This window comes from Parabacteroides sp. CT06 (assembly GCF_002257605.1).
Lineage (GTDB): Bacteria > Bacteroidota > Bacteroidia > Bacteroidales > Tannerellaceae > Parabacteroides > Parabacteroides distasonis.
Genome location: NZ_CP022754.1, coordinates 3,036,004 through 3,055,000, shown reverse-complemented (window position 1 = coordinate 3,055,000; position 18,997 = coordinate 3,036,004). Strand labels below are relative to the sequence as shown.

General features: G+C 45.2%; 16 protein-coding genes, 1 other RNA gene and 1 pseudogene (1 of these 18 cut by a window edge). 13 read left to right on the top strand and 5 right to left on the bottom strand.

Going from position 1 to position 18,997, the window contains the following annotated elements:
- Both bglX and ssrA read left to right on the top strand, forming a co-directional pair.
- On the top strand, positions 1-1,611 hold the 3' portion of the coding sequence (gene bglX, locus CI960_RS13195) for a beta-glucosidase BglX (protein WP_022193076.1). 702 nt of this gene lie to the left of the window's left edge; 1,611 of the gene's 2,313 nt are visible here — the last part of the coding sequence; its start codon lies off the left edge, out of view; its stop codon occupies positions 1,609-1,611.
- Positions 1,612-1,695: 84 nt separating this feature from the next.
- Positions 1,696-2,095, top strand: a transfer-messenger RNA (tmRNA) gene (gene ssrA, locus CI960_RS13190).
- 40 nt (positions 2,096-2,135) lie between these two features.
- Here the strand turns inward: ssrA and CI960_RS13185 are convergent.
- Complete coding sequence (locus tag CI960_RS13185; RefSeq protein WP_094582384.1) at positions 2,136-2,957, bottom strand: M23 family metallopeptidase; 822 nt, start codon at positions 2,955-2,957, stop codon at positions 2,136-2,138.
- Between the two features lie 423 nt (positions 2,958-3,380).
- On the opposite strand from CI960_RS13185, the gene CI960_RS13180 reads away from it, so the two are divergent.
- From CI960_RS13180 to CI960_RS13165, 4 genes are all read left to right on the top strand, one after another.
- Complete coding sequence (locus CI960_RS13180; protein ID WP_005865121.1) at positions 3,381-3,683, top strand: helix-turn-helix domain-containing protein; 303 nt, start codon at positions 3,381-3,383, stop codon at positions 3,681-3,683.
- Positions 3,684-3,932: 249 nt separating this feature from the next.
- The gene (locus tag CI960_RS13175) at positions 3,933-4,928 is read left to right on the top strand and encodes a TRAP transporter substrate-binding protein (RefSeq protein ID WP_005855377.1); all 996 of its coding nucleotides are present in this window, start codon (positions 3,933-3,935) and stop codon (positions 4,926-4,928) included.
- Positions 4,912-5,382: a TRAP transporter small permease gene (locus CI960_RS13170; protein ID WP_057317709.1), complete on the top strand. Its 471-nt coding sequence runs from the start codon at positions 4,912-4,914 to the stop codon at positions 5,380-5,382. The genes CI960_RS13175 and CI960_RS13170 overlap by 17 nt, the downstream gene beginning before the upstream one ends.
- A 12-nt stretch (positions 5,383-5,394) precedes the next feature.
- Positions 5,395-6,693 (top strand): TRAP transporter large permease, encoded by a 1,299-nt coding sequence (locus CI960_RS13165; RefSeq protein WP_008780864.1) that lies wholly within the window; start codon positions 5,395-5,397, stop codon positions 6,691-6,693.
- Between the two features lie 178 nt (positions 6,694-6,871).
- Here CI960_RS13165 and uxuA read toward each other — a convergent pair whose 3' ends face one another.
- The 4 genes from uxuA to CI960_RS13145 form a co-directional block, all read right to left on the bottom strand.
- A complete protein-coding gene (gene uxuA / locus CI960_RS13160) occupies positions 6,872-8,050 on the bottom strand; it encodes a mannonate dehydratase (RefSeq protein ID WP_005865129.1) in 1,179 nt (392 codons plus the stop codon).
- A gap of 74 nt (positions 8,051-8,124) precedes the next feature.
- On the bottom strand, positions 8,125-8,937 hold the full coding sequence (locus CI960_RS13155) for an SDR family oxidoreductase (RefSeq protein ID WP_005855387.1): 813 nt from the start codon (positions 8,935-8,937) through the stop codon (positions 8,125-8,127).
- The gene (locus CI960_RS13150; protein WP_011965983.1) at positions 8,937-9,998 is read right to left on the bottom strand and encodes a LacI family DNA-binding transcriptional regulator; all 1,062 of its coding nucleotides are present in this window, start codon (positions 9,996-9,998) and stop codon (positions 8,937-8,939) included. Before CI960_RS13150 ends, CI960_RS13155 begins: the two co-directional genes overlap by 1 nt.
- A gap of 34 nt (positions 9,999-10,032) precedes the next feature.
- Positions 10,033-10,659, bottom strand: a complete 627-nt coding sequence (locus CI960_RS13145; protein ID WP_005855391.1) for a hypothetical protein — start codon at positions 10,657-10,659, stop codon at positions 10,033-10,035.
- A gap of 301 nt (positions 10,660-10,960) precedes the next feature.
- Between CI960_RS13145 and CI960_RS13140 the strand changes: the two genes are divergently transcribed.
- The 7 genes and pseudogenes from CI960_RS13140 to CI960_RS13110 all read left to right on the top strand — a co-directional run bounded on the left by CI960_RS13140 (position 10,961) and on the right by CI960_RS13110 (position 18,891).
- Positions 10,961-12,172 (top strand): efflux RND transporter periplasmic adaptor subunit, encoded by a 1,212-nt coding sequence (locus tag CI960_RS13140; RefSeq protein ID WP_009276246.1) that lies wholly within the window; start codon positions 10,961-10,963, stop codon positions 12,170-12,172.
- 55 nt (positions 12,173-12,227) lie between these two features.
- Positions 12,228-15,449, top strand: a complete 3,222-nt coding sequence (locus tag CI960_RS13135; RefSeq protein WP_094582382.1) for an efflux RND transporter permease subunit — start codon at positions 12,228-12,230, stop codon at positions 15,447-15,449.
- Between the two features lie 3 nt (positions 15,450-15,452).
- Positions 15,453-16,844, top strand: coding sequence for a TolC family protein (locus tag CI960_RS13130; protein ID WP_005855397.1), 1,392 nt, complete (start codon positions 15,453-15,455; stop codon positions 16,842-16,844).
- Between the two features lie 22 nt (positions 16,845-16,866).
- Positions 16,867-17,634, top strand: coding sequence for an acyl-ACP--UDP-N-acetylglucosamine O-acyltransferase (gene lpxA / locus CI960_RS13125; protein ID WP_005855399.1), 768 nt, complete (start codon positions 16,867-16,869; stop codon positions 17,632-17,634).
- Between the two features lie 183 nt (positions 17,635-17,817).
- Positions 17,818-18,279 carry a hypothetical protein gene (locus CI960_RS13120; RefSeq protein WP_005855403.1) on the top strand — a complete coding sequence of 154 codons (462 nt, stop codon included), beginning with the start codon at positions 17,818-17,820 and terminating at the stop codon, positions 18,277-18,279.
- A 128-nt stretch (positions 18,280-18,407) separates the two neighbouring features.
- Positions 18,408-18,563 (top strand): annotated as a pseudogene (locus CI960_RS23445) (integrase); the annotation flags it as partial.
- Positions 18,564-18,585: 22 nt separating this feature from the next.
- Positions 18,586-18,891: a hypothetical protein gene (locus tag CI960_RS13110; RefSeq protein WP_172724960.1), complete on the top strand. Its 306-nt coding sequence runs from the start codon at positions 18,586-18,588 to the stop codon at positions 18,889-18,891.
- Positions 18,892-18,997: the final 106 nt, after the last annotated feature.

Sequence of the window (18,997 nt, the reverse complement as noted above, 5' to 3'; positions counted from 1 at the left end):
GATATGAGCCGTGTGACTGCCATGAATTATTACATGCGTCCTTATCAGGCTGCTGTAGAAGCAGGAGTAGGAAGTATCATGACTTCATTCAACGAATTTGAAAGTATCCCCGCGACCGGAAATACTTGGCTTCTTAATGACGTGTTGCGTAAACAATGGGGATTTAACGGCTTTGTCGTGTCTGATTTTACGGCAATAGCGGAGATGGTAAACCATGGAATAGGTAATAGTCAGGAAGTCGGAGTCAAGGCGCTAAAGGCGGGTGTCGATATGGATATGATAGCGGACTGTTATCATGCCGTATTAAAGAAATCATTGGAAGAAGGGAAAATAACAGAGGCTGAGATTGACTCTGCTTGCCGGAGAATACTAATCGCAAAATACCAATTGGGATTGTTCCATGATCCATATAAATATTGTAATCCGAAAAGAGCCGCCAAAGAGTTCTTGTCGGTAAATAACGTATCCGCGGCCCGTCGTATTGCGGCGGAGTCTTTCGTGTTACTTAAAAATGACAATAATCTGCTTCCACTTAAAGGATGTCGTAAGGTCGCTGTAGTCGGTCCTTTAGCGGATAGCAAGGCGAATATGGCTGGATCGTGGAAATATGATGAGCAGACTAAATCTTATCATGGATTGGTAGAGGATTTACAGGAATCTTTGGGAAATGGAGTAGAGGTTGTTTTTGCAAAAGGCAGCAATCTAGTCGATGATTCCGTCTATGAAGCAAACTTTACGGATCAAAATCGTTCAACCCGGGATGATAGAAGCGATGAACAATTAATCGCCGAGGCCCTAAAAGTGGCGGAAGGCGCTGATGTGATTATCGCTGCTTTGGGTGAATCGATAGATATGAGTGGAGAAGGCGCTAGTAGAGCCATCCTTGAAATGCCGCAAACGCAGAAAAAATTACTGGATGCTATCCAAAAGACAGGAAAGCCGATCGTAATGGTACTTTTTACCGGAAGACCTTTGGCATTACAATCCGAGGAAAAGCAGGTGAATGCGATCTTGAACGTATGGTTCGGTGGTACGGAAGCAGGAGCGGCTATTGCCGATGTCTTGACCGGAAAGGTTTCTCCGACGGGGAAGTTAACCATGTCTTTTCCTCGTGTAACAGGCCAATGTCCGATCTATTACAATCATAAGATGACAGGACGTCCTATGTCTCCTGATGCTTGGTACACTCGTTATGTCTCCAATTATATAGATGTGTTAAATGAGCCTCTTTATCCATTTGGTTACGGTTTGAGTTATACGACTTATACGTATGGCGATGTATCTTTGAATACGAATTCTATGGATGCAAATGGAAAAATTCAAGCATCCGTGATTGTTACCAATACCGGGGCTCAGGATGGAGAGGAAATCGTACAGCTTTATTTACGTGATATCGTACGCAGCATAACCCCTCCGGTCCAAGAATTGAAAGGATTCAAGCGAGTTGCGTTAAAAGCGGGAGAAAGCAAGAAAGTAACCTTTGATATTGATGTGGATATGTTGAAATTCTACGATTCAACCTTAGATTATGTCGCTGAGCCGGGTGAGTTTCAGGTAATGATCGGTGGAAATAGTAAAGAGGTGAAAACAGCTTCGTTTACATTAAAATAATCCTAATCGGAAGGAATCAGTTATGGGTCTTTGCTAAATTCGAAATTATATGTATCTTTGCCAAAAGAAATATTACAAAACCATGGGGATGACCGGTTTTGACAGCGGGTAGAAGTGGTTTGTAAGCATGTAGTGCGTGGTTGGCTTGCACTTAAATCTCAGACAACGAACAATTAACTGGCGAAAATAATTACGCTCTCGCTGCTTAATCGAAGTATAGTAGATTCAAGCTTAATCCCTGCAAAAGTTGCGGGGACGTGACATCACCCGGATGCTGTGGCTCCGAAGCGTTCCGATCAGGTGGTGCAGCAATATCGGAGATAGTTTGAGATAAGCCTCGGGTCTCAGGCGAAACTTTAGAGGATAAGGGATGAGTGGGTGGCTTCGGTCTTGCTCTTCCCCGACAATGAAGGCGAAGATAAACATGTAGAAAGCAAATTAATTCCTCGTTTGGACGAGAGTTCGAATCTCTCCATCTCCACGGAATGAAAAAAGGCCTTACGGATTGTCCGTAAGGCCTTTTTTCATTCATTGTAAACCCATTTATAAGGAGGTGGCGGTACGTATGGACCAGCCTTTTGATGGGGTAATATATCAACCGATTTGACGATTACGTTATTACCTTTCTGGGTACAAACCAGACATTTTGAACGTAATTTCCTCTTAGCCATGTTGAAGACGATATTCGGATTGAAATGAACTCCGTTTATACGAGTCTCAAAATGTAAATGCTCGGTAGTAGCCCTGCCGGTACGTCCGGTTAAGGCGATCGGTTGTCCGGCGAGAACACGATCTCCGGGTTTAACCAAGTTCTTGGAGTTGTGGCTATAGATCGTTTCCAGTCCATTATAATGGCGGACAACGATAACGTTGCCATAGGCGGCGAATGGTTTCGCCATCCTGACAATACCATCGAAAGCAGACACGATCGTATCGTTGGCACAAGTCTTGATATCTACTCCGGAATGATGTCTTCTCCTTCCCCCGTAAGGAGAGATCACGTTTCCTTTAGGAAGGGGAAATGCGTATTCCCCGGAGGGGATCAAGGATAAATCAATAATTTCCGTGTTATTCTCATCGAATAGCTTGGGGTCCTTGATCGCTATCTGGCTTTTATCACGGGGCGTAAAGGCTTCCGTGATATCTTTTCTAGGAGAATGACAAACCGCTAGCTCTGGAGTTTCCGGCAACATGAAATTGAAATCCATGACAGGAAGAGGAATATTCGCCGTAGGGAAATCCACAGTCTCGGGAGGGGCCGGGCGTGGAGCAGGCTTTTGCGTACGGCAAGACGCAAATAAAATTAGCGTAAGAATGAGTATTCCGTTGTGTATTTTAGATGCCATTAGATATTGTTTTACCACAAAAGTATAAAAAAGCCTCTTTCAATGGCCTATATTTCCGATATGTTTATACTTCTTTTTATTCTTTGTGTTTTTTCTGATAGTTGAATTTGCCTACCTTTGTGAAGGTAAAATGGAGATATTATACGATGATTGAGGGGACCAGTTTGTCTCTTTGGTCAGGGAGGATGACGATATTGTATTTGCTGGCATTTCTCTAAACTGAAAACGACCAATTTAAAGTACACAGAGAAATAGACAATGCGAATACACCTGTATTTGGTGTGTTCCTTTGCCTTATTTCTGTTGTGTACAAGGCATTTGGTCGTGCCGCAGTTTGACGGGTTTAAGGTAAAGTGTAACACACCTTTTCTCAGATGTGGGTTTATTTATGAGATAAGATTACCTTAAAAACGGCTTTTGTATATGAAAGAACAAAAGGAGATACATATCGGTTCGTTAATAAAGGAGAAAATGGAAGAGCGGGGACTTTCGGTTTCCGATTTTGCCCATGCGTTGCATTATGAACGTACCAATATTTATAAGATATTTAAGCGAAGCAGTATTGATGTGGATTTGTTACTGCGTATATCGGAAGTCTTAGCCTATGATTTCTTGCGGGAGGTGTATTTAGCGGACGAACCCCGGCGATATTCAATCACTATAGAAGCGGACAAGGAAGATATAGAGGAGATCCGTAAATGGCTGTTAGAGAAAAGGCGTGAATAAGTTTCACGCTTTCGTGAAATAAGATCACGGTCGATATAAGACCGGTCACTTTGATTGTTTCTACATTTGACCGTCTCGATGTTTCATCATAACATTAGAGAAATAGGTTAAATCAAGGCCGTACTCTTCTTGTTCCGTATGTGAATATAGGCAGGAAGAAAGCGGCCACTTTTTTCTTCTGTGTACGTGCACAATTCGATTATTTCCTTTATATTTGTCGATAAACAACGAATTGTTAACATTTCTAATATGAAAGTTCTAAAGACCGCCCTGCTATTCCTGATGTGCGTATCTTTCTCCTTCTCCTGTAAGGAAGGGGTAAAGGAAGTAAGGGTGCTGAAACTGGCGCACGGATTGCCCCCCAGCCATTCCGTCCATTTGGGATTGCTCTATATGAACGAGCGTCTGAAAGAGTTGTCCGGAGGAAAGATGAGCATGGACATTTATTCTTCCGCTCAATTGGGGTCTGAAAATCAATGTATAGAGTTGCTTCAAATAGGAAGTCTCGATATCACGAAAGTTTCCTCCGCCGCGTTGGAAGGATTTGCCGATCCGTTTAAGGTATTTGGCATACCTTATCTATTCCGTTCCCGTGAGCAGTTTTTCGAGGTGTTGGATGGTTCGGTAGGTAAACAGATATTGGGATCAACGGAACCTTATTGGTTTAGGGGACTCGCTTATTTTGACTCGGGGGCCCGTAGCTTTTATACGGTAAACAAGCAGATTCGTACTCCCGAGGATCTGAAAGGACTGAAGATCCGTGTGCAAAAGAGCCCGATAGCCGTGGAGATGATGAAGACATTCGGTGGTTCGGCTACTCCCGTGGATTGGGGTGAATTGTATACGGCCTTACAAAGTAATGTCGTGGATGGAGCCGAGAATAATACGCCTTCCGTGACAACAGCGTTCCATCATGAGGTGGTAAAATACTATTCAGTCAATGAGCACACGATGTGTCCGGACGTGATCATCATTAGTTTGGCTACTTGGCAGAAGCTGACGGAACAAGAACGTAATTGGCTGCGGCAGGCCGCTGACGCCGCCGCTATTTATCAACGGAAACTTTGGGCGGAGCAAGAGAAGCAATCGCTAGAGGAGATGGAAGCGCACGGAGTGGAAATTATTTACCCGGATAAGCAGCCGTTTATGGATGCCGCCGCCCCGATGATCGAGCGGTTTAAGAATGATCCGGTTTTTCATGATTTAATCGATCAAATACAGAATACCCATGAGAAAGATAATTGATAAAGGATTGGAGCTATCGTTGATTTTCTTGATGGCTTTCTTGGTCGTGGATGTGTTATGGCAGGTATTAAGCCGGTATATTCTGGTTTCCCCGAGTTCCGTGACGGATGAATTGGCCGGATATTTATTGATCTGGGTGGGATTGCTGGGGGCCGCTTATGTATCCGGTAAAAATGAGCATCTAGCGATCGATTTATTACTTCAACATATACGTCCTTCCCGCAGGAAGCTCTTGCGATTGTTTATCTTCTTGATCGTATTTTTATTCGCTGTATTTGTATTGATCGTAGGTGGGACTTGGCTGGTATACACTCGTTTTCATTTGGGAGTTACTTCGGCTTCCTTAGAGATTAATTTAGGATATGTGTATTTGGCATTGCCGCTAGGAGGATTGCTTACCGCTTATTATGCGATAGATAACGCGATCGCCTTATTTCGTTCCTCTAATTCTTAAAAGACTGATGATATGGATATTATAGGTATACTTGTATTAGTGATAAGTTTCTTTTTCCTGCTGGTGGTCGGGGTTCCGGTAGCGTATAGCATCGGTGTGGCGGGTATATTGACGATGCTCGTGAATATAGACTCGCTTCCCGCCCTTACGACTTATGCGATGCGTATGGCTTCGGGTCTGGACAGTTTCGCTCTGTTGGCGATCCCGTTTTTTATATTGGCGGGGAATATCATGAATAGCGGAGGTATCGCCTTGCGCTTGATCGATTTCGCTAAAGTGCTGGTCGGACGGTTGCCCGGAGGACTGGCGGTAGTCAATGTCGTGGCGAATATGTTATTCGGGGCGATCAGTGGCTCTGCCGCCGCCGCTGCCTCTGCTATCGGGAGTATTATGACACCGGAGATGAAAAAGGCCGGTTACGATCCGAATTTCAGTGCCGCCGTAAATATCTCTTCCGCCACTACCGGCATGACGATACCTCCGAGTAATGTCTTGATCGTTTACTCCTTGGCGAGTGGTGGAGTCTCTGTATCCGCCTTGTTTATGGCTGGTTATCTACCGGGAATTCTTACGGGAGTGGCGATCATGATCGTAGCCGCTATGTTTGCCGCACGAAAGGGGTATCCGGTTGGCGTACGTGTTCCGTTCTCGGAGGCGACAAGGGTATTTTTCAGGGCGATCCCTAGTTTGATGCTATTGGTGATCGTGATCGGAGGAATCTTGGCGGGACTGTTTACGGCGACCGAGGCTTCGGCGATCGCTGTATTGTATGCGTTAATCCTCTCTTTTATCTATAAAGAACTTACTTGGGCTAAATTGCCGCAAGTGTTATTGCGATCGGCCAAGACTACGGCTATCGTCCTTCTTTTGGTGGCGACTTGTACGGGCTTGTCTTGGATCATGAGCTATGAGAATATTCCTCAAACGGTAAGTGCCGCTCTGCTGAGCATAAGCGACAATCCGGTGGTCATCTTGATACTTATAAACGTGATCCTATTGATTGTCGGGATCTTTATGGACATGACGCCCGCTGTCTTGATCTTTACCCCGATCTTCCTGCCGATAGCGACGGGGCAATTGGGGATGGACCCGGTACATTTCGGGATCATGATGGTGTTGAACCTTTGTGTGGGATTGTGTACGCCACCGGTGGGTTCGGTATTGTTTATCGGATGTAGCGTGGCGGGGACAAAGATTGATCAAGTGATCCGTCCGTTGCTGCCGATGTTCGCGGCGATGGTTATCGTCTTGTTCTTGGTGGCGTTCTTGCCGGATTTAAGCTTATTGATTCCCCGGTTGTTCGGTTTGTGATGTTCCCCCATAGGGTCGAGGTAGCCTTGTGCTATAAATAGGGCAGTACTCTGTACGAAGTATTCCAGTACTTACGTGCTGAGTACCGCAATACTTCGTGCAGAGTACTGTAGTACTTCAGCCACAGTACTGCGGTACTTCGTACACAGTACTGTGCTAACTGTAAGACGCTGTCTTTTTAATGTCCTTTGAACAGGGATAAGGCGATACCCATCTCCAATCCCCGTAGCTCGGCCAGACCCCGTAAACGTCCGATGCAGGAGTAGCCCGGGTTGGTTTTCTTCTTTAGGTCGTCTATCATTTGATGTCCATGATCCGGTCGCATGGCGATGGAGCATTGGCGGCGTTGCTGCAATTCAAGGAAGGCTTTCATGACACCATACATGTCCACATCGCCCTCCAGATGGTTCGCCTCGAAAAAATTACCCTCCGAGTCTCGTTGCGTGCTGCGGAAATGAACGAAATCGATCCGATCCCCGTAACGTTCCATGATCCCGGCCAAGTCGTTATCACTTCTGACACCGAAAGAACCTGTGCATAGGCAAAGCCCGTTGCTAGGATTCGGCACGGCCTCTATTAACTTCCGGAAATCATCTTCCGTGCTCAAGATACGGGGAAGCCCGAGAATGGAATAGGGGGGATCATCCGGATGGATAACGAGCTTGACACCGGCCTCGTCCGCCACGGGAGCTATTTCCCGTAAGAAATAGATCAGGTTCGAGCGAAGTCTCTCCGCGTCGATATCTTTATAACGGTCTAACGCTTCCCTAAACTGCTCGATCGTAAAAGTCTCTTCCGAGCCGGGTAGTCCGGCGATCATATTGCGAACCAACAGCTGGCGGTCTTCCTCGCTCATAGCGTCATAGCGTGCCTTGGCTTTCGCCTTGTCCGCCTCCGTATATTCGGCTTCCGCCGCCGGTCGTTTCAATATAAATAAGTCGAACGCCATAAAAGCCGCGCGTTCAAAGCGCAAGGCTTTGGAGCCATCCGGCATCGTATAAGCCAAATCGGTACGAGTCCAGTCCAATACCGGCATGAAGTTGTAAGTAACTACCCGGATATCGCAAGCTCCCAGATTACGGATGCTTTGTTTGTAGTTCTCTATATAGGTTTGAAAATCCCCGGTTTGCGTCTTGATATGCTCGTGTACGGGCACACTCTCAACCACACTCCACCGTAATCCGGCGGATTCGATCAAGGCTTTCCGCTTTTGAATCTCTTCCGTAGTCCAAACTTCCCCGTTCGGGATATGGTGCAACGCATTTACGATACCGGTGGCACCCGCCTGACGGATGTCCCAAAGGCTGACAGGATCATTCGGTCCGTACCAACGCCAAGTTTGCTCACATAGATACATAATGAATAATTTTTAAATTTATCAATGTGCCAATATGCCAATGCGGTTTGATGCATGGCTGGTTGGCACATTATTTAGATGGAGAAAGCGTCGAAACCTCCGTCTATGGGGATCACGGTACCGGTTACGAATGCGGAGGCGTCGCTCGCCAGCCATTGTAAAGTACCGAGTAACTCCTCCGGTTTTCCTAAGCGGCGGAACGGCGTGTGCGCGACGATCGTGTTGCAACGATCACTAGGTGATCCATCCGGATTGCTCATCAATGCCCGGTTCTGCTCGGTAAGGAAGAATCCCGGTGCCATGGCGTTCACTCGCAGGCCCTCTCCGAATTTAATCGCCAGCTCCCCGGCCATGTATTGCGTGAAATTGTTGATAGCGGCTTTTGCGCATCCATAGCCAACCACACGAGTCAATGGGCGTAGGGATGATTCGGACGAGATGTTAATAATGCTTCCTTTCCCTTGTCCCACCATGACCTCGGCGAAAACCATTGTCGGCAGTACGGTCCCGAATAAGTTCAGGTCTACGACTGTCCGGAAAGCATCGATATCCAGATCAAAGATCGTCTTGTCGGGAGGAATCGTCGCTCCGGCTTGGTTGCCACCCGCCAAATTGACTAAAACATCAATCTTCCCATATGCTTTCAATATCTCTTGTTTGTTTTGCTCCAGCAAGGCTTTATCCAATACGTTTGAAACCAAGAATAAGGCCTCGCCCCCTTCCGCTTTAATTTCATTGACCAAGGCAGATCCTTTTTGCTCGTTTCGTCCGAGGATTACGACGTACGCGCCTTCTCTCGCCAAGTGCTTGGCCATGCAGGCTCCTAATATACCATAGCCTCCGGTCAACAAAATCACTTTCTCTTTTACGCTAAATAAGGAGTTCATCAGATATAATTATTGTAGTATTGTATATTTTCCTTTACCAAGATATCGATCGGCATATAATTGACAGGCTCAATTTTCTCCTTAAGGATCAGATGCCTGAAGAGTGCCTTGATACAATGATATCCTTGTACCTCCGGTCGTTGGGCGATCAAATGCGTGATCAAGCCGTTTTCCAGATAACGGACGTTCGGTTCTATCACGTCGTAGCCAAGAAGCTTGAAAGGATAGTCCGGCCGTTCGCTACTTAGATAATCTCCAAGGAAATGGGCCCTCGAATTAAAGATGATACCGATTCTTACTTGAGGATATTTCTCGAAGAAAGTATTCAGTAGCCTCTTATTCTCCTCCTTATCATCTGCGTGCACATGCAGCAAATGAATCTTTCCCTTGAATGGGGTGTTGGCGAGATAATCCCGGAATCCTTCCTCTCGTTTCTGCACTTGCGTAGAACATGAATCCCCTTTACGGGTGAAACGGAAAATCACTAGATCGTCCCCTTGACGGATTTGCTCGAATAAAAGGCGTCCCGCTATATAACCCGAATCATATGAATGCGTTCCGTAATAAGAGATACAATTCGTGTGATCGATAAAAGAATCGATCAATATATAAGGAATACCTTTCTGGTCTAGCCGCTGGGTCAAGGTCAAGACACTTTGCTTAAATAATGTAGCGATGATAACCCCTTGGCAATCCGCGGTCTCAATCTTCGGGATTAATTCGTCGAAACTGTTGCTGTCGTATTGGTCAAAATAGATTTGCTCGACATCGATATTATAGCTAAACAATTCCCGTTTTGCTTTCTCGATCCCTTGGCTTAGTTTCGCCCAATATTCCCCTTCATGGAAAGAAGGGATCAAGGCGATGAAATGATATTTTTTCTTCAACGCTAAAGAACGGGCTATCAGATTTGGTTGATAGTCAATTTCTTTTAAGATTTTCTCCACCTTTTTCCGTGCGTCCTCCGATACCTTTCCCCGCTCATGTAAAATGCGGTCTACCGTACCGGTCGATACGCCGGATAATTCGGCGATATCTTTTATCCTGTAATTTTTATTCATGGTATAGATTGTAGTGTGTATTCGTCCTCTCTGTTTATTCGAGTATTTGAAGAGGTGTGTTCAATTTACGGAAAACGTAGCCATACATCATATAGATAAGAGGAACGGCGACGAAAATTCCGATACCGAACAAAATACATCCTAATATCAGGATCCCGATCATTACCAACGCCAGAATGAACAGAGGCAATGCTTGTCCTTTCGTTATCTCCCAGCTTTTATGCAAAGACTCGATAATTCCAGCGTTTTCCTCGATAATAAAGGCTTGGAAGAACTGAAGGCGCAATGCCAGATAAATACCGGGGATGATAAAAAATAAGAAACCCGCCAATACGACAAATCCCGTGATAAGACTCGCTAGAAAGTAGGTGATGATATTCTTTGTCTGTTGTCCATATGCGGAAAACTGAGGTTCTTCCCCATCCAACGCCTGAAATATATTTTTCATATATCCTAAGGAGAAAATAATGGAGAATAACGCGCTGATCACGTTTACGATGATTTTACCGATAATAGAACTTTGCATGGGCATCGCGAACGCTGTCAGCGTGAAAGACAAGATACAATATCCGATTAATAATCCGGCTAATATCCATAGTTGCGACTTCGTTCCCTTCCATGCGGTACTGAATACTTCTGATATTATAAATTTAGGTTCCATAATGTATAATATTTGTTTATTGTGTGTGGACACAAATGTAAAATATATTGTTGAAAAAAACAATTTTATTTTCGTTTGAAACCAAAATAGATGTATTTCAACAGGTGCTTCCTTCTAAGTGCTATTAATTTAGGTGAAAAAGATAAGTAGGAAACAGAAAATCGTGTAAAAAGTTTCTACATTTGTAGGATGAAACAGCGAGTAAAGACCCTATTGTGTGAATAGATGTAAAAGATCTCCACTTGGGTTAGAAAGAGAAGGTAACTGAAAAACAGCCTTGAATATATAATTATATACAAATATGGATAAACGAATGCTGAAAATTACGATTACTCAGTTAAGGCAGATCGCATTGTTTGCGGTTGGTATGTCTTTATTAACTGCCTGTGGAAACAGTCAGAGTGGTATGAAATTAGGGGATGCTGAGTTCGCTGTGATGGCGGTCAATTCAACGACTAGCGACCAAACAACATCCTATCCGGCTACCATCAAAGGTACGCAGGATATCGAAGTCCGTCCTCAAGTTTCTGGATTTATCGTGAAATTATGTGTGGATGAGGGAGCTACGGTTCGTAAAGGACAGGCGTTGTTCCAAATTGATCCTACGCAGTACGCTGCTGCGGTAGGTCAGGCTAAGGCCGCGGTCGAGATGGCGAAGGCAAACGTAAGCACTTTAACATTGACCGAGAGGAATAAGAAGACTTTGTTTGATCAGAAAATCATCAGTGATTTCGAGTATCAAACAGCCGTGAACCAGCTGATGTCGGCAAAAGCGAGCTTGGCGCAGGCAGAGGCTCAATTGGTGAGCGCTAACCAGAACTTATCTTTCTGTACGGTTACAAGTCCCTCGAACGGTGTTGTCGGTACATTCCCGTATCGTGTAGGTAGCTTGGTAAGCGCTTCGATCGCTCAACCGCTGACTACCGTATCTGAGATCGGTGATATGTATGTGTATTTCTCTATGACGGAAAAGGAGTTATTGGCATTGACGAAAGCCGGTGGTACCTTGAAAGAGCAATTAGAGAAGATGCCGGCCGTAAGACTGCAATTGGCGGATGGCTCTACGTACCATCATGAGGGTAAGATTGATGCCGTGAGCGGTGTTATCGATCAATCTACCGGTTCTGTAAGCATGCGTGCTATTTTCTCTAACGAGGGAAATGTCTTACGAAGCGGTGGTACCGGTAATATTATCTTCCCGTATACGATGAACGATATCATTACGATCCCTCAATCGGCTACCGTGGAGATCCAGGATAAGAAGTTCGTATTTGTATTGCAGTCTGATAATACGGTGAAGAATACGGAGATCAAGGTTTCCAATTTGGATGATGGTAAGAACTATTTAGTAACAAATGGCTTGAAGTCTGGCGATAAGATTGTCGTGGAAGGCGTACAGATCTTGAAAGACGGTCAAGAGATCCAGCCGATTACTCGTGAGCAACAAAAAGCAAAGTACGATCAGGCCTTGAAAGACCAGCATGACGGTAATTTGCAGACCGCTTTTAATTAATATGTAATCATAGAATAAGACAAATATTCGCTTTTGTCGAGTAAAAACGAAAAACATGAAATTAGATAGATTTATAAACCGCCCGGTGCTCTCCACGGTGATTTCCATCTTGATTGTCATCTTGGGTTTCCTAGGCTTGATTTCCTTGCCGGTTACCCAATATCCGGATATCGCCCCTCCAACCGTATCGGTGAGAGCCACTTATACGGGTGCTAACGCGCAAACCGTATTGAATAGTGTGATTGCGCCTTTGGAGGACCAGATCAATGGTGTTGAGAACATGATGTACATGAGTTCTACCGCCTCGAATAACGGTTCCGCGGAAATTTCCATTTATTTTACGCAGGGAACAGACCCGGATATGGCGGCTGTAAACGTGCAGAACCGTGTGTCTATGGCTCAAGGTTTGTTGCCTGCCGAGGTAACGCAGATTGGTGTGACTACCCAGAAACGCCAGAACTCTATGTTGTTGGTATTTTCTGTATTTGCCGAGGACGATCGTTATGACTCTGAGTTTTTGGAGAATTACGCGAAGATTAACTTGATTCCGGAAGTGCAGCGTGTACATGGTGTAGGTGACGCGAACGTGTTGGGTACGGATTACTCCATGCGTATTTGGTTGAAGCCGGATGTGATGGCTCAATATAAATTAAGTCCGAGCGATGTGACCGTAGCTTTGTCTGAACAAAACGTAGAGGCGGCTCCGGGTTCGTTTGGCGAAAGGGGTAATCAGTCCTTTCAATATACGATTCGCTACAAAGGACGTTTGCAAGAGGTTAATGAGTTTGAGCAGATTGTTGTAAAGGCTTTGCCGGATGGTGAGGTCTTGCGTTTGAAAGATATCGCTGATATCGAGTTGGGGCGTTTGACTTACAACTTTATCAACCGTGTAAATGGTCACGACGCCGTTACCTGTATCGTTTACCAGATGCCGGGAACCAACGCTACGGAAACAATTAGTAACATTGAAACCTTGCTGGAGGAAACTCAGTTGACAATGCCTCCCGGAATGAAGGTGAATATTTCCATGAATGCCAATGACTTCTTGTTCGCTTCTATCCATGAGGTAATCAAGACTTTGTTGGAGGCGTTCGTATTGGTGTTTATCGTGGTATATGTGTTCTTGCAGGATTTGCGTTCTACGTTGATTCCGGCTATCGCTATTCCGGTTGCCTTGATCGGTACCTTCTTTATGTTATCCTTGATCGGATTTAGTATCAACTTGTTGACTCTTTGTGCTATGGTGCTTGCCATCGCGATTGTGGTCGATGATGCGATCGTCGTCGTCGAGGGTGTCCATGCCAAGTTGGACCAAGGGTACAAGTCGGCGAAACTCGCTTCTATCGATGCCATGAGTGAGTTGGGTGGCGCTATCGTCTCCATTACGTTGGTCATGATGTCCGTGTTTATTCCCGTAAGTTTCATGGGAGGTACGGCCGGTACGTTCTATCGCCAGTTTGGTCTGACGATGGCGATCGCTATTGGTTTGTCCGCTTTGAACGCCTTGACATTGAGTCCCGCCTTGTGTGCGATATTCCTGAAACCACACGATACGGAACATAAGGAAAAGAAAACGACCTTCGTTTCCCGATTCCATACTTCGTTTAATGCGGCTTATGATTCTTTGTTGGCTAAATACAAGAAAAGTATCGTATTCTTCATCCAGAAGAAATGGCTTTCATTCGGTATTGTTGCCGCATGTATTGCGTTATTGGTGTTCTTGATGCAGGTTACTCCTACGGGTATGGTGCCGAACGAGGACACGGGTACGATTATGGGTGCCGTTACGTTACCCCCGGGAACTTCTCAGGAGCGTACCTTTGAGGTAATGAATAAGGTGGATAGCTTGATCGCTGCCGATCCGGCCGTTGAGTCTCGTACGGCGGTTGTCGGTTTTAGTTTCATCGGTGGTCAGGGGCCTTCTTACGGTTCATTCATCATCAAGCTGAAAGATTGGGAGGAGCGTTCTATGATGCAAAATTCCGATATCGTATATGGTAGCTTGTTCATGCGTGCCCAAAAGATCGTAAAGGACGCTCAAGTATTGTTCTTTACGCCTCCTATGATCCCCGGTTACTCAGCGTCTAGTGATATCGAGTTGAATATGCAGGATAAGACCGGTGGTGAGTTGGATCGTTTCTTTGATATCTCCAAGGAATATATGGCCGCTCTGACGGCACGTCCGGAGATCAAGTCCGCTCAATCTACGTTTAACCCGAACTTCCCGCAATATGAGATCGATATCGACGCTGCCGCCTGTAAGAAAGCCGGTATTAGTCCAGCTGATATCTTGTCTACCTTGCAAGGATATTATGGCGGTTTGTATGCCTCTAACTTTAACCGCTTCGGTAAGATGTACCGTGTAATGGTGCAGGCGGATCCTGATTTGCGTAAGAATATGGAATCTTTGAAAAACATCAAGGTAAAGAGTGGTAACGATATGGCTCCGATTTCCCAGTTCATTACGATGAAGAAGGTGTACGGCCCGGATATCATCAGTCGTTTCAATATGTACACTTCTATCAAGGTGATGGTTGCTCCGGCGGATGGTTATACCAGTGGTCAGGCGTTGAAGGCGATTGACGAGGTGGCTAAGGTAACGCTTCCGGCAGGCTTTGGTTATGAGTTAGGAGGTATGGCGCGTGAGGAAGCAAGTACGAGTGGTAGTACGACGGCTTTGATCTTCTTGCTGTGTTTCGTATTCGTTTACTTGCTGTTGAGTGCGCAGTATGAGAGTTACATCCTTCCTTTGTCCGTATTGCTCTCCGTGCCGTTCGGTTTGATGGGTAGCTTCTTGTTCGTCCAAGGTTGGGCCGCTTTGGGAAATATCCCGGCGTTGAAGATGATCGTAGGAACCATGTCTAACAATATCTATATGCAGATCGCCTTGATCATGTTGGTAGGTTTGTTGGCGAAGAACGCTATCTTGATCGTAGAGTTCGCTTTGGAACGTCGTCGTATGGGTATGAGTATCACATGGGCTGCCGTGTTAGGAGCCGCCGCCCGTTTGCGTCCGATCTTGATGACCTCATTGGCGATGGTGGTCGGATTGTTGCCTATGATGTTCGCATTCGGAGTAGGAGCGCACGGTAACCGTACATTGGGTACAGCGGCTATCGGCGGTATGTTCATCGGTATGATCTTCCAGATCTTTATTGTTCCGGTTTTGTTCGTGGTATTCCAGTACTTACAGGAGAAATTCAAGCCGATCGAATGGGAAGATTTGGATAACAGCGATATGAGTACGGAAATAGAACAGTACGCTAAAATAAAATAAGAGATGACAATGAAGAAACAAATTATATATATGGTATGTGCGACTGCTTTGTTAAGCAGTTGCCATATCTATAAGGCATACGAGCGTCCGGATTCCATCGATGCGACGGGAATTTATCGTGATCCGGTTTCCGAGACTGATACATTAGCCTCCGCGGATACGACCAATATGGGAAACCTTCCTTGGAAGGAAGTTTTTCGTGATCCGAAGTTACAGGCGTTAATTGAGGAGGGATTAGCTAATAACGTAGATATGCAGGCAGCTGTTCTTCGGGTAGAGGAAGCGAAAGTATTGTTGACTTCTGCCCGTCTGTCTTTCTTGCCTTCTATAAACCTTGCTCCCCAAGGTACGATTACGAAGATGGAAAGCAGTGGGTATGTAAAAGCTTACACGGCTCCTGCGGCCGCTAGCTGGGAGGTTGACCTATTCGGAAAGCTCTTGAACGCGAGCCGTGGCCAAAAAGCCTCCTACTTACAGAGCCAGTATTCAAGACAGGCCGTGCGCTCTCAATTGATCGGTGGTATAGCGAATACTTATTATACCTTGTTGATGCTTGATCGGCAGGTGGAAATTACCGCTAAGACGGTTGATATCTATAAAGAGAATATTCGTGTCATGGAGGCTATGAAGATAGCGGGTATGGCTACCGAGGCTGCCGTGACGCAAATGCGTGCCGCTTACCATCAGGTTTCCGGCTCGTTGATCGAGCTGGAGAGCCAGGTGCGTAGCGTGGAAAACTCATTGTCCGTGTTATTGGCTAAGGCCCCTCAACAGATTGATCGGGGTACTTTGGAGGAACAAGTAATGCCGGAGGATATCATGGTTGGTGTGCCTTTGCAATTGTTGGAGAATCGTCCGGACGTAAAGATCGCGGAGATGACACTTGCCAGTGCTTATTATACGACGAACCAAGCCCGTGCCGCTTTTTATCCGGGATTGAATATCACGGCTACGGCTGGTTGGACGAACGGTTCAGGCATACAGGTCGCTAATCCGGGTCAATTCATGTTTCAAGCTTTGGCTTCGTTGGCCCAACCGATCTTCAACAATGGTAAGTTGGTCGCTAACTTGAAGGTATCGAAGGCAGAAGAGAAGATCGCTCAAATGAATTATCAGCAGACAATTCTGGAAGCTGGTAAGGAGGTGAGTGATGCTTTACATGAGTATGATGCCACGAGCAAGAAGCTTGTGCAAGACAGAGCGCAGATCGAGCAGCTAGAGAAAGCGGTGGCTTATACCAGTGCCTTGTTCCAGTCGGCTCAATCTACTTATTTGGAAATCCTTTCCGCCCAGCAGAGTCTTTTGAGTGCCCAGTTGACGGAAGTGTCCGACAATGTGCAGCGTATGCAAGCGGTTGTCAGTTTATACAGTGCCATCGGTGGTGGTAGAGAATAATAACCTTAAATGTAGTAAAGTTATGATTAGTCCATTAGCATATGTAGATTCAAGCGCAAAGATCGGGAAGAACGTTACGATTCATCCTTTTGCGTACATTGATAAGAACGTGGAGATCGGGGATGATTGCGAGATCATGCCTCATGCCAGCTTGATGAGCGGTACACGCATGGGAAATCGCAACCGTGTATTTAACGGGGCTGTTATCGCTGCTGAGCCTCAGGATTTCTTTTATAAGGGAGGTGATACGATCGCCGTAATCGGAGATGACAACGTGATTCGTGAGAATGTGGTGATTAACCGTTCCTCGACAGCGGAAGGACGTACTAGTATCGGTAATGGTAATTTCTTGCATGAGGGGGTACATGTTTCTCATGATACGCAGATCGGAAACTGTAGTGTATTCGGCTATGGTAGTAAGATTTCCGGAAATTGTATCTTGGAAGATTATGTGATCTTCGGAGGCAATGTATTGATGAGCCAAGGATCCCGGGTTGGGGCTTGGGCGATGATTCAAACCGGCTGTCGTTTCCGTAAGGATATACCTCCTTTTATCGTAGCGGCTCAAGAGCCTACCACGTATTATGGCGTGAACTCTTTCATCATGTCTCATGAGGGATTCAGTGAAAAGGTTATCAAGCACATCAGTCATGCGTACCGGATCATCTTCCAAGGAAACAGCAGCCTTACGGATGCCTTGTTAATGATCAAGGATCAGGTTCCGATGAGTAAGGAGATCCAACATATTATAGATTTCGTTGGTGAGTCTAAATTAGGTATTGTCAAATAAATACCAATAACAAACGATAGGTAAAAGCCGAAGGAAATCATTTCCTCCGGCTTTTTTATGTAATGGAAGGACGGTTTGGTTAATAATGTTTGTTAAATAATGGTAAACGTGCAGCATTTGTCTCTTTTTAAGTGTCTTACTAATAAGACAACACACAATGAAATCCAATAAAGGAGGTTTAATATGAAAAAGTCATTTTTATTATATCTTATCATGTCTGTATTTCTCATCGGTTATTGCGCTTGCGATAATGATGAGGAAAATTTTGATACGGCTACTACCGGACAAGTGATCAAAGTCCCGGATGATATCAAATCTTTTAATTCAGTTACAAAAGAAATCGTTTTCGAGAAGAATATTTCTATCAAGCAAGACGTGCGAGGCAATGAGAAGGTTGAATTCCGGATAGCTGGAAACGGTCACTTCACGGTAGGCAGTATCTCTTCGATAAGTTCCGTTATCTATAATGCCCCAGTCTTATTAGGGGATTATCAGAGATATTATTTATATGATGGATATCCTGTTGTAGATGTTCTACAAAATGAGGTAAGTAACCAAGAGGAAAGGGACGAAAACATGCAAAAGATAGAGAAAGCTTGGAGCAACTTCCTGAAAGTATTGAATGAGGCTGGAAAGTTGAAGTAGTGATTACCGGTTTGGGATGTAATTCTGCGATACATCTTTTTTGCGCATTTAATAAGTACGTTCTGTATTACATTTGCTAGCGTTTAAATTTAAGTAAATGTGATGAGTATGGGAAAGAACGATTTTGTATGCGGACGTACATAACCGAGTTATGTGAGGGAGGACATCATTCTACGGCGAAGAGTTATCAAGATGCCTTGAATTCATTCAAGCGGTTTAGTGGTCGGGAGGAAATCCCTTATACCTATATTAATAACGAGAACCTTCTATTTTATCAAAATTTCGGAGAAACTTTGCGTCGACAGATTGGAGAAACGTGTGGCGAGCCAGCCGGAAGGGGAGAAGGATTATGAGGTCTATGTCGCTTCCCAAAAGGAGATGAGCCTCACTGCTGCAGGCAAGCGGAAGTGGGTAGAACGAATCCTGTTCCGCTCCATAGTTTTCATCCGCTGTACCAATACCTTACGTAGAAAGGAGATCGTGCACCTTCCATACATCAAACGTTTCATGGTGAACATCGCCGGAGAGAGGCGAGGCGGCATACGTCCCGTGGCCTTCATCCCGGACGATCAGATGGCCAAGCTTCGCCGGATAGTGGGACCTGTTTTGTGATTCGCATAGACTTGCTTGGCTGTGCCAAGGTCAGTATTTCCCGTGATCTGCTTGGTGGGGTTTCTTTGCTTGTTGCTAAATTATATGCATGTATGTCTGAAAAAGG

Coding starts and splice junctions, on each gene's coding strand:
- CI960_RS13185 (WP_094582384.1), bottom strand. CDS start 2,957: ATGGCATCTAAAATACACAACGGAATACTCATTCTTACGCTAATTTTA.
- CI960_RS13180 (WP_005865121.1), top strand. CDS start 3,381: ATGAAAGAACAAAAGGAGATACATATCGGTTCGTTAATAAAGGAGAAA.
- CI960_RS13175 (WP_005855377.1), top strand. CDS start 3,933: ATGAAAGTTCTAAAGACCGCCCTGCTATTCCTGATGTGCGTATCTTTC.
- CI960_RS13170 (WP_057317709.1), top strand. CDS start 4,912: ATGAGAAAGATAATTGATAAAGGATTGGAGCTATCGTTGATTTTCTTG.
- CI960_RS13165 (WP_008780864.1), top strand. CDS start 5,395: ATGGATATTATAGGTATACTTGTATTAGTGATAAGTTTCTTTTTCCTG.
- uxuA (WP_005865129.1), bottom strand. CDS start 8,050: ATGTATCTATGTGAGCAAACTTGGCGTTGGTACGGACCGAATGATCCT.
- CI960_RS13155 (WP_005855387.1), bottom strand. CDS start 8,937: ATGAACTCCTTATTTAGCGTAAAAGAGAAAGTGATTTTGTTGACCGGA.
- CI960_RS13150 (WP_011965983.1), bottom strand. CDS start 9,998: ATGAATAAAAATTACAGGATAAAAGATATCGCCGAATTATCCGGCGTA.
- CI960_RS13145 (WP_005855391.1), bottom strand. CDS start 10,659: ATGGAACCTAAATTTATAATATCAGAAGTATTCAGTACCGCATGGAAG.
- CI960_RS13140 (WP_009276246.1), top strand. CDS start 10,961: ATGGATAAACGAATGCTGAAAATTACGATTACTCAGTTAAGGCAGATC.
- CI960_RS13135 (WP_094582382.1), top strand. CDS start 12,228: ATGAAATTAGATAGATTTATAAACCGCCCGGTGCTCTCCACGGTGATT.
- CI960_RS13130 (WP_005855397.1), top strand. CDS start 15,453: ATGACAATGAAGAAACAAATTATATATATGGTATGTGCGACTGCTTTG.
- lpxA (WP_005855399.1), top strand. CDS start 16,867: ATGATTAGTCCATTAGCATATGTAGATTCAAGCGCAAAGATCGGGAAG.
- CI960_RS13120 (WP_005855403.1), top strand. CDS start 17,818: ATGAAAAAGTCATTTTTATTATATCTTATCATGTCTGTATTTCTCATC.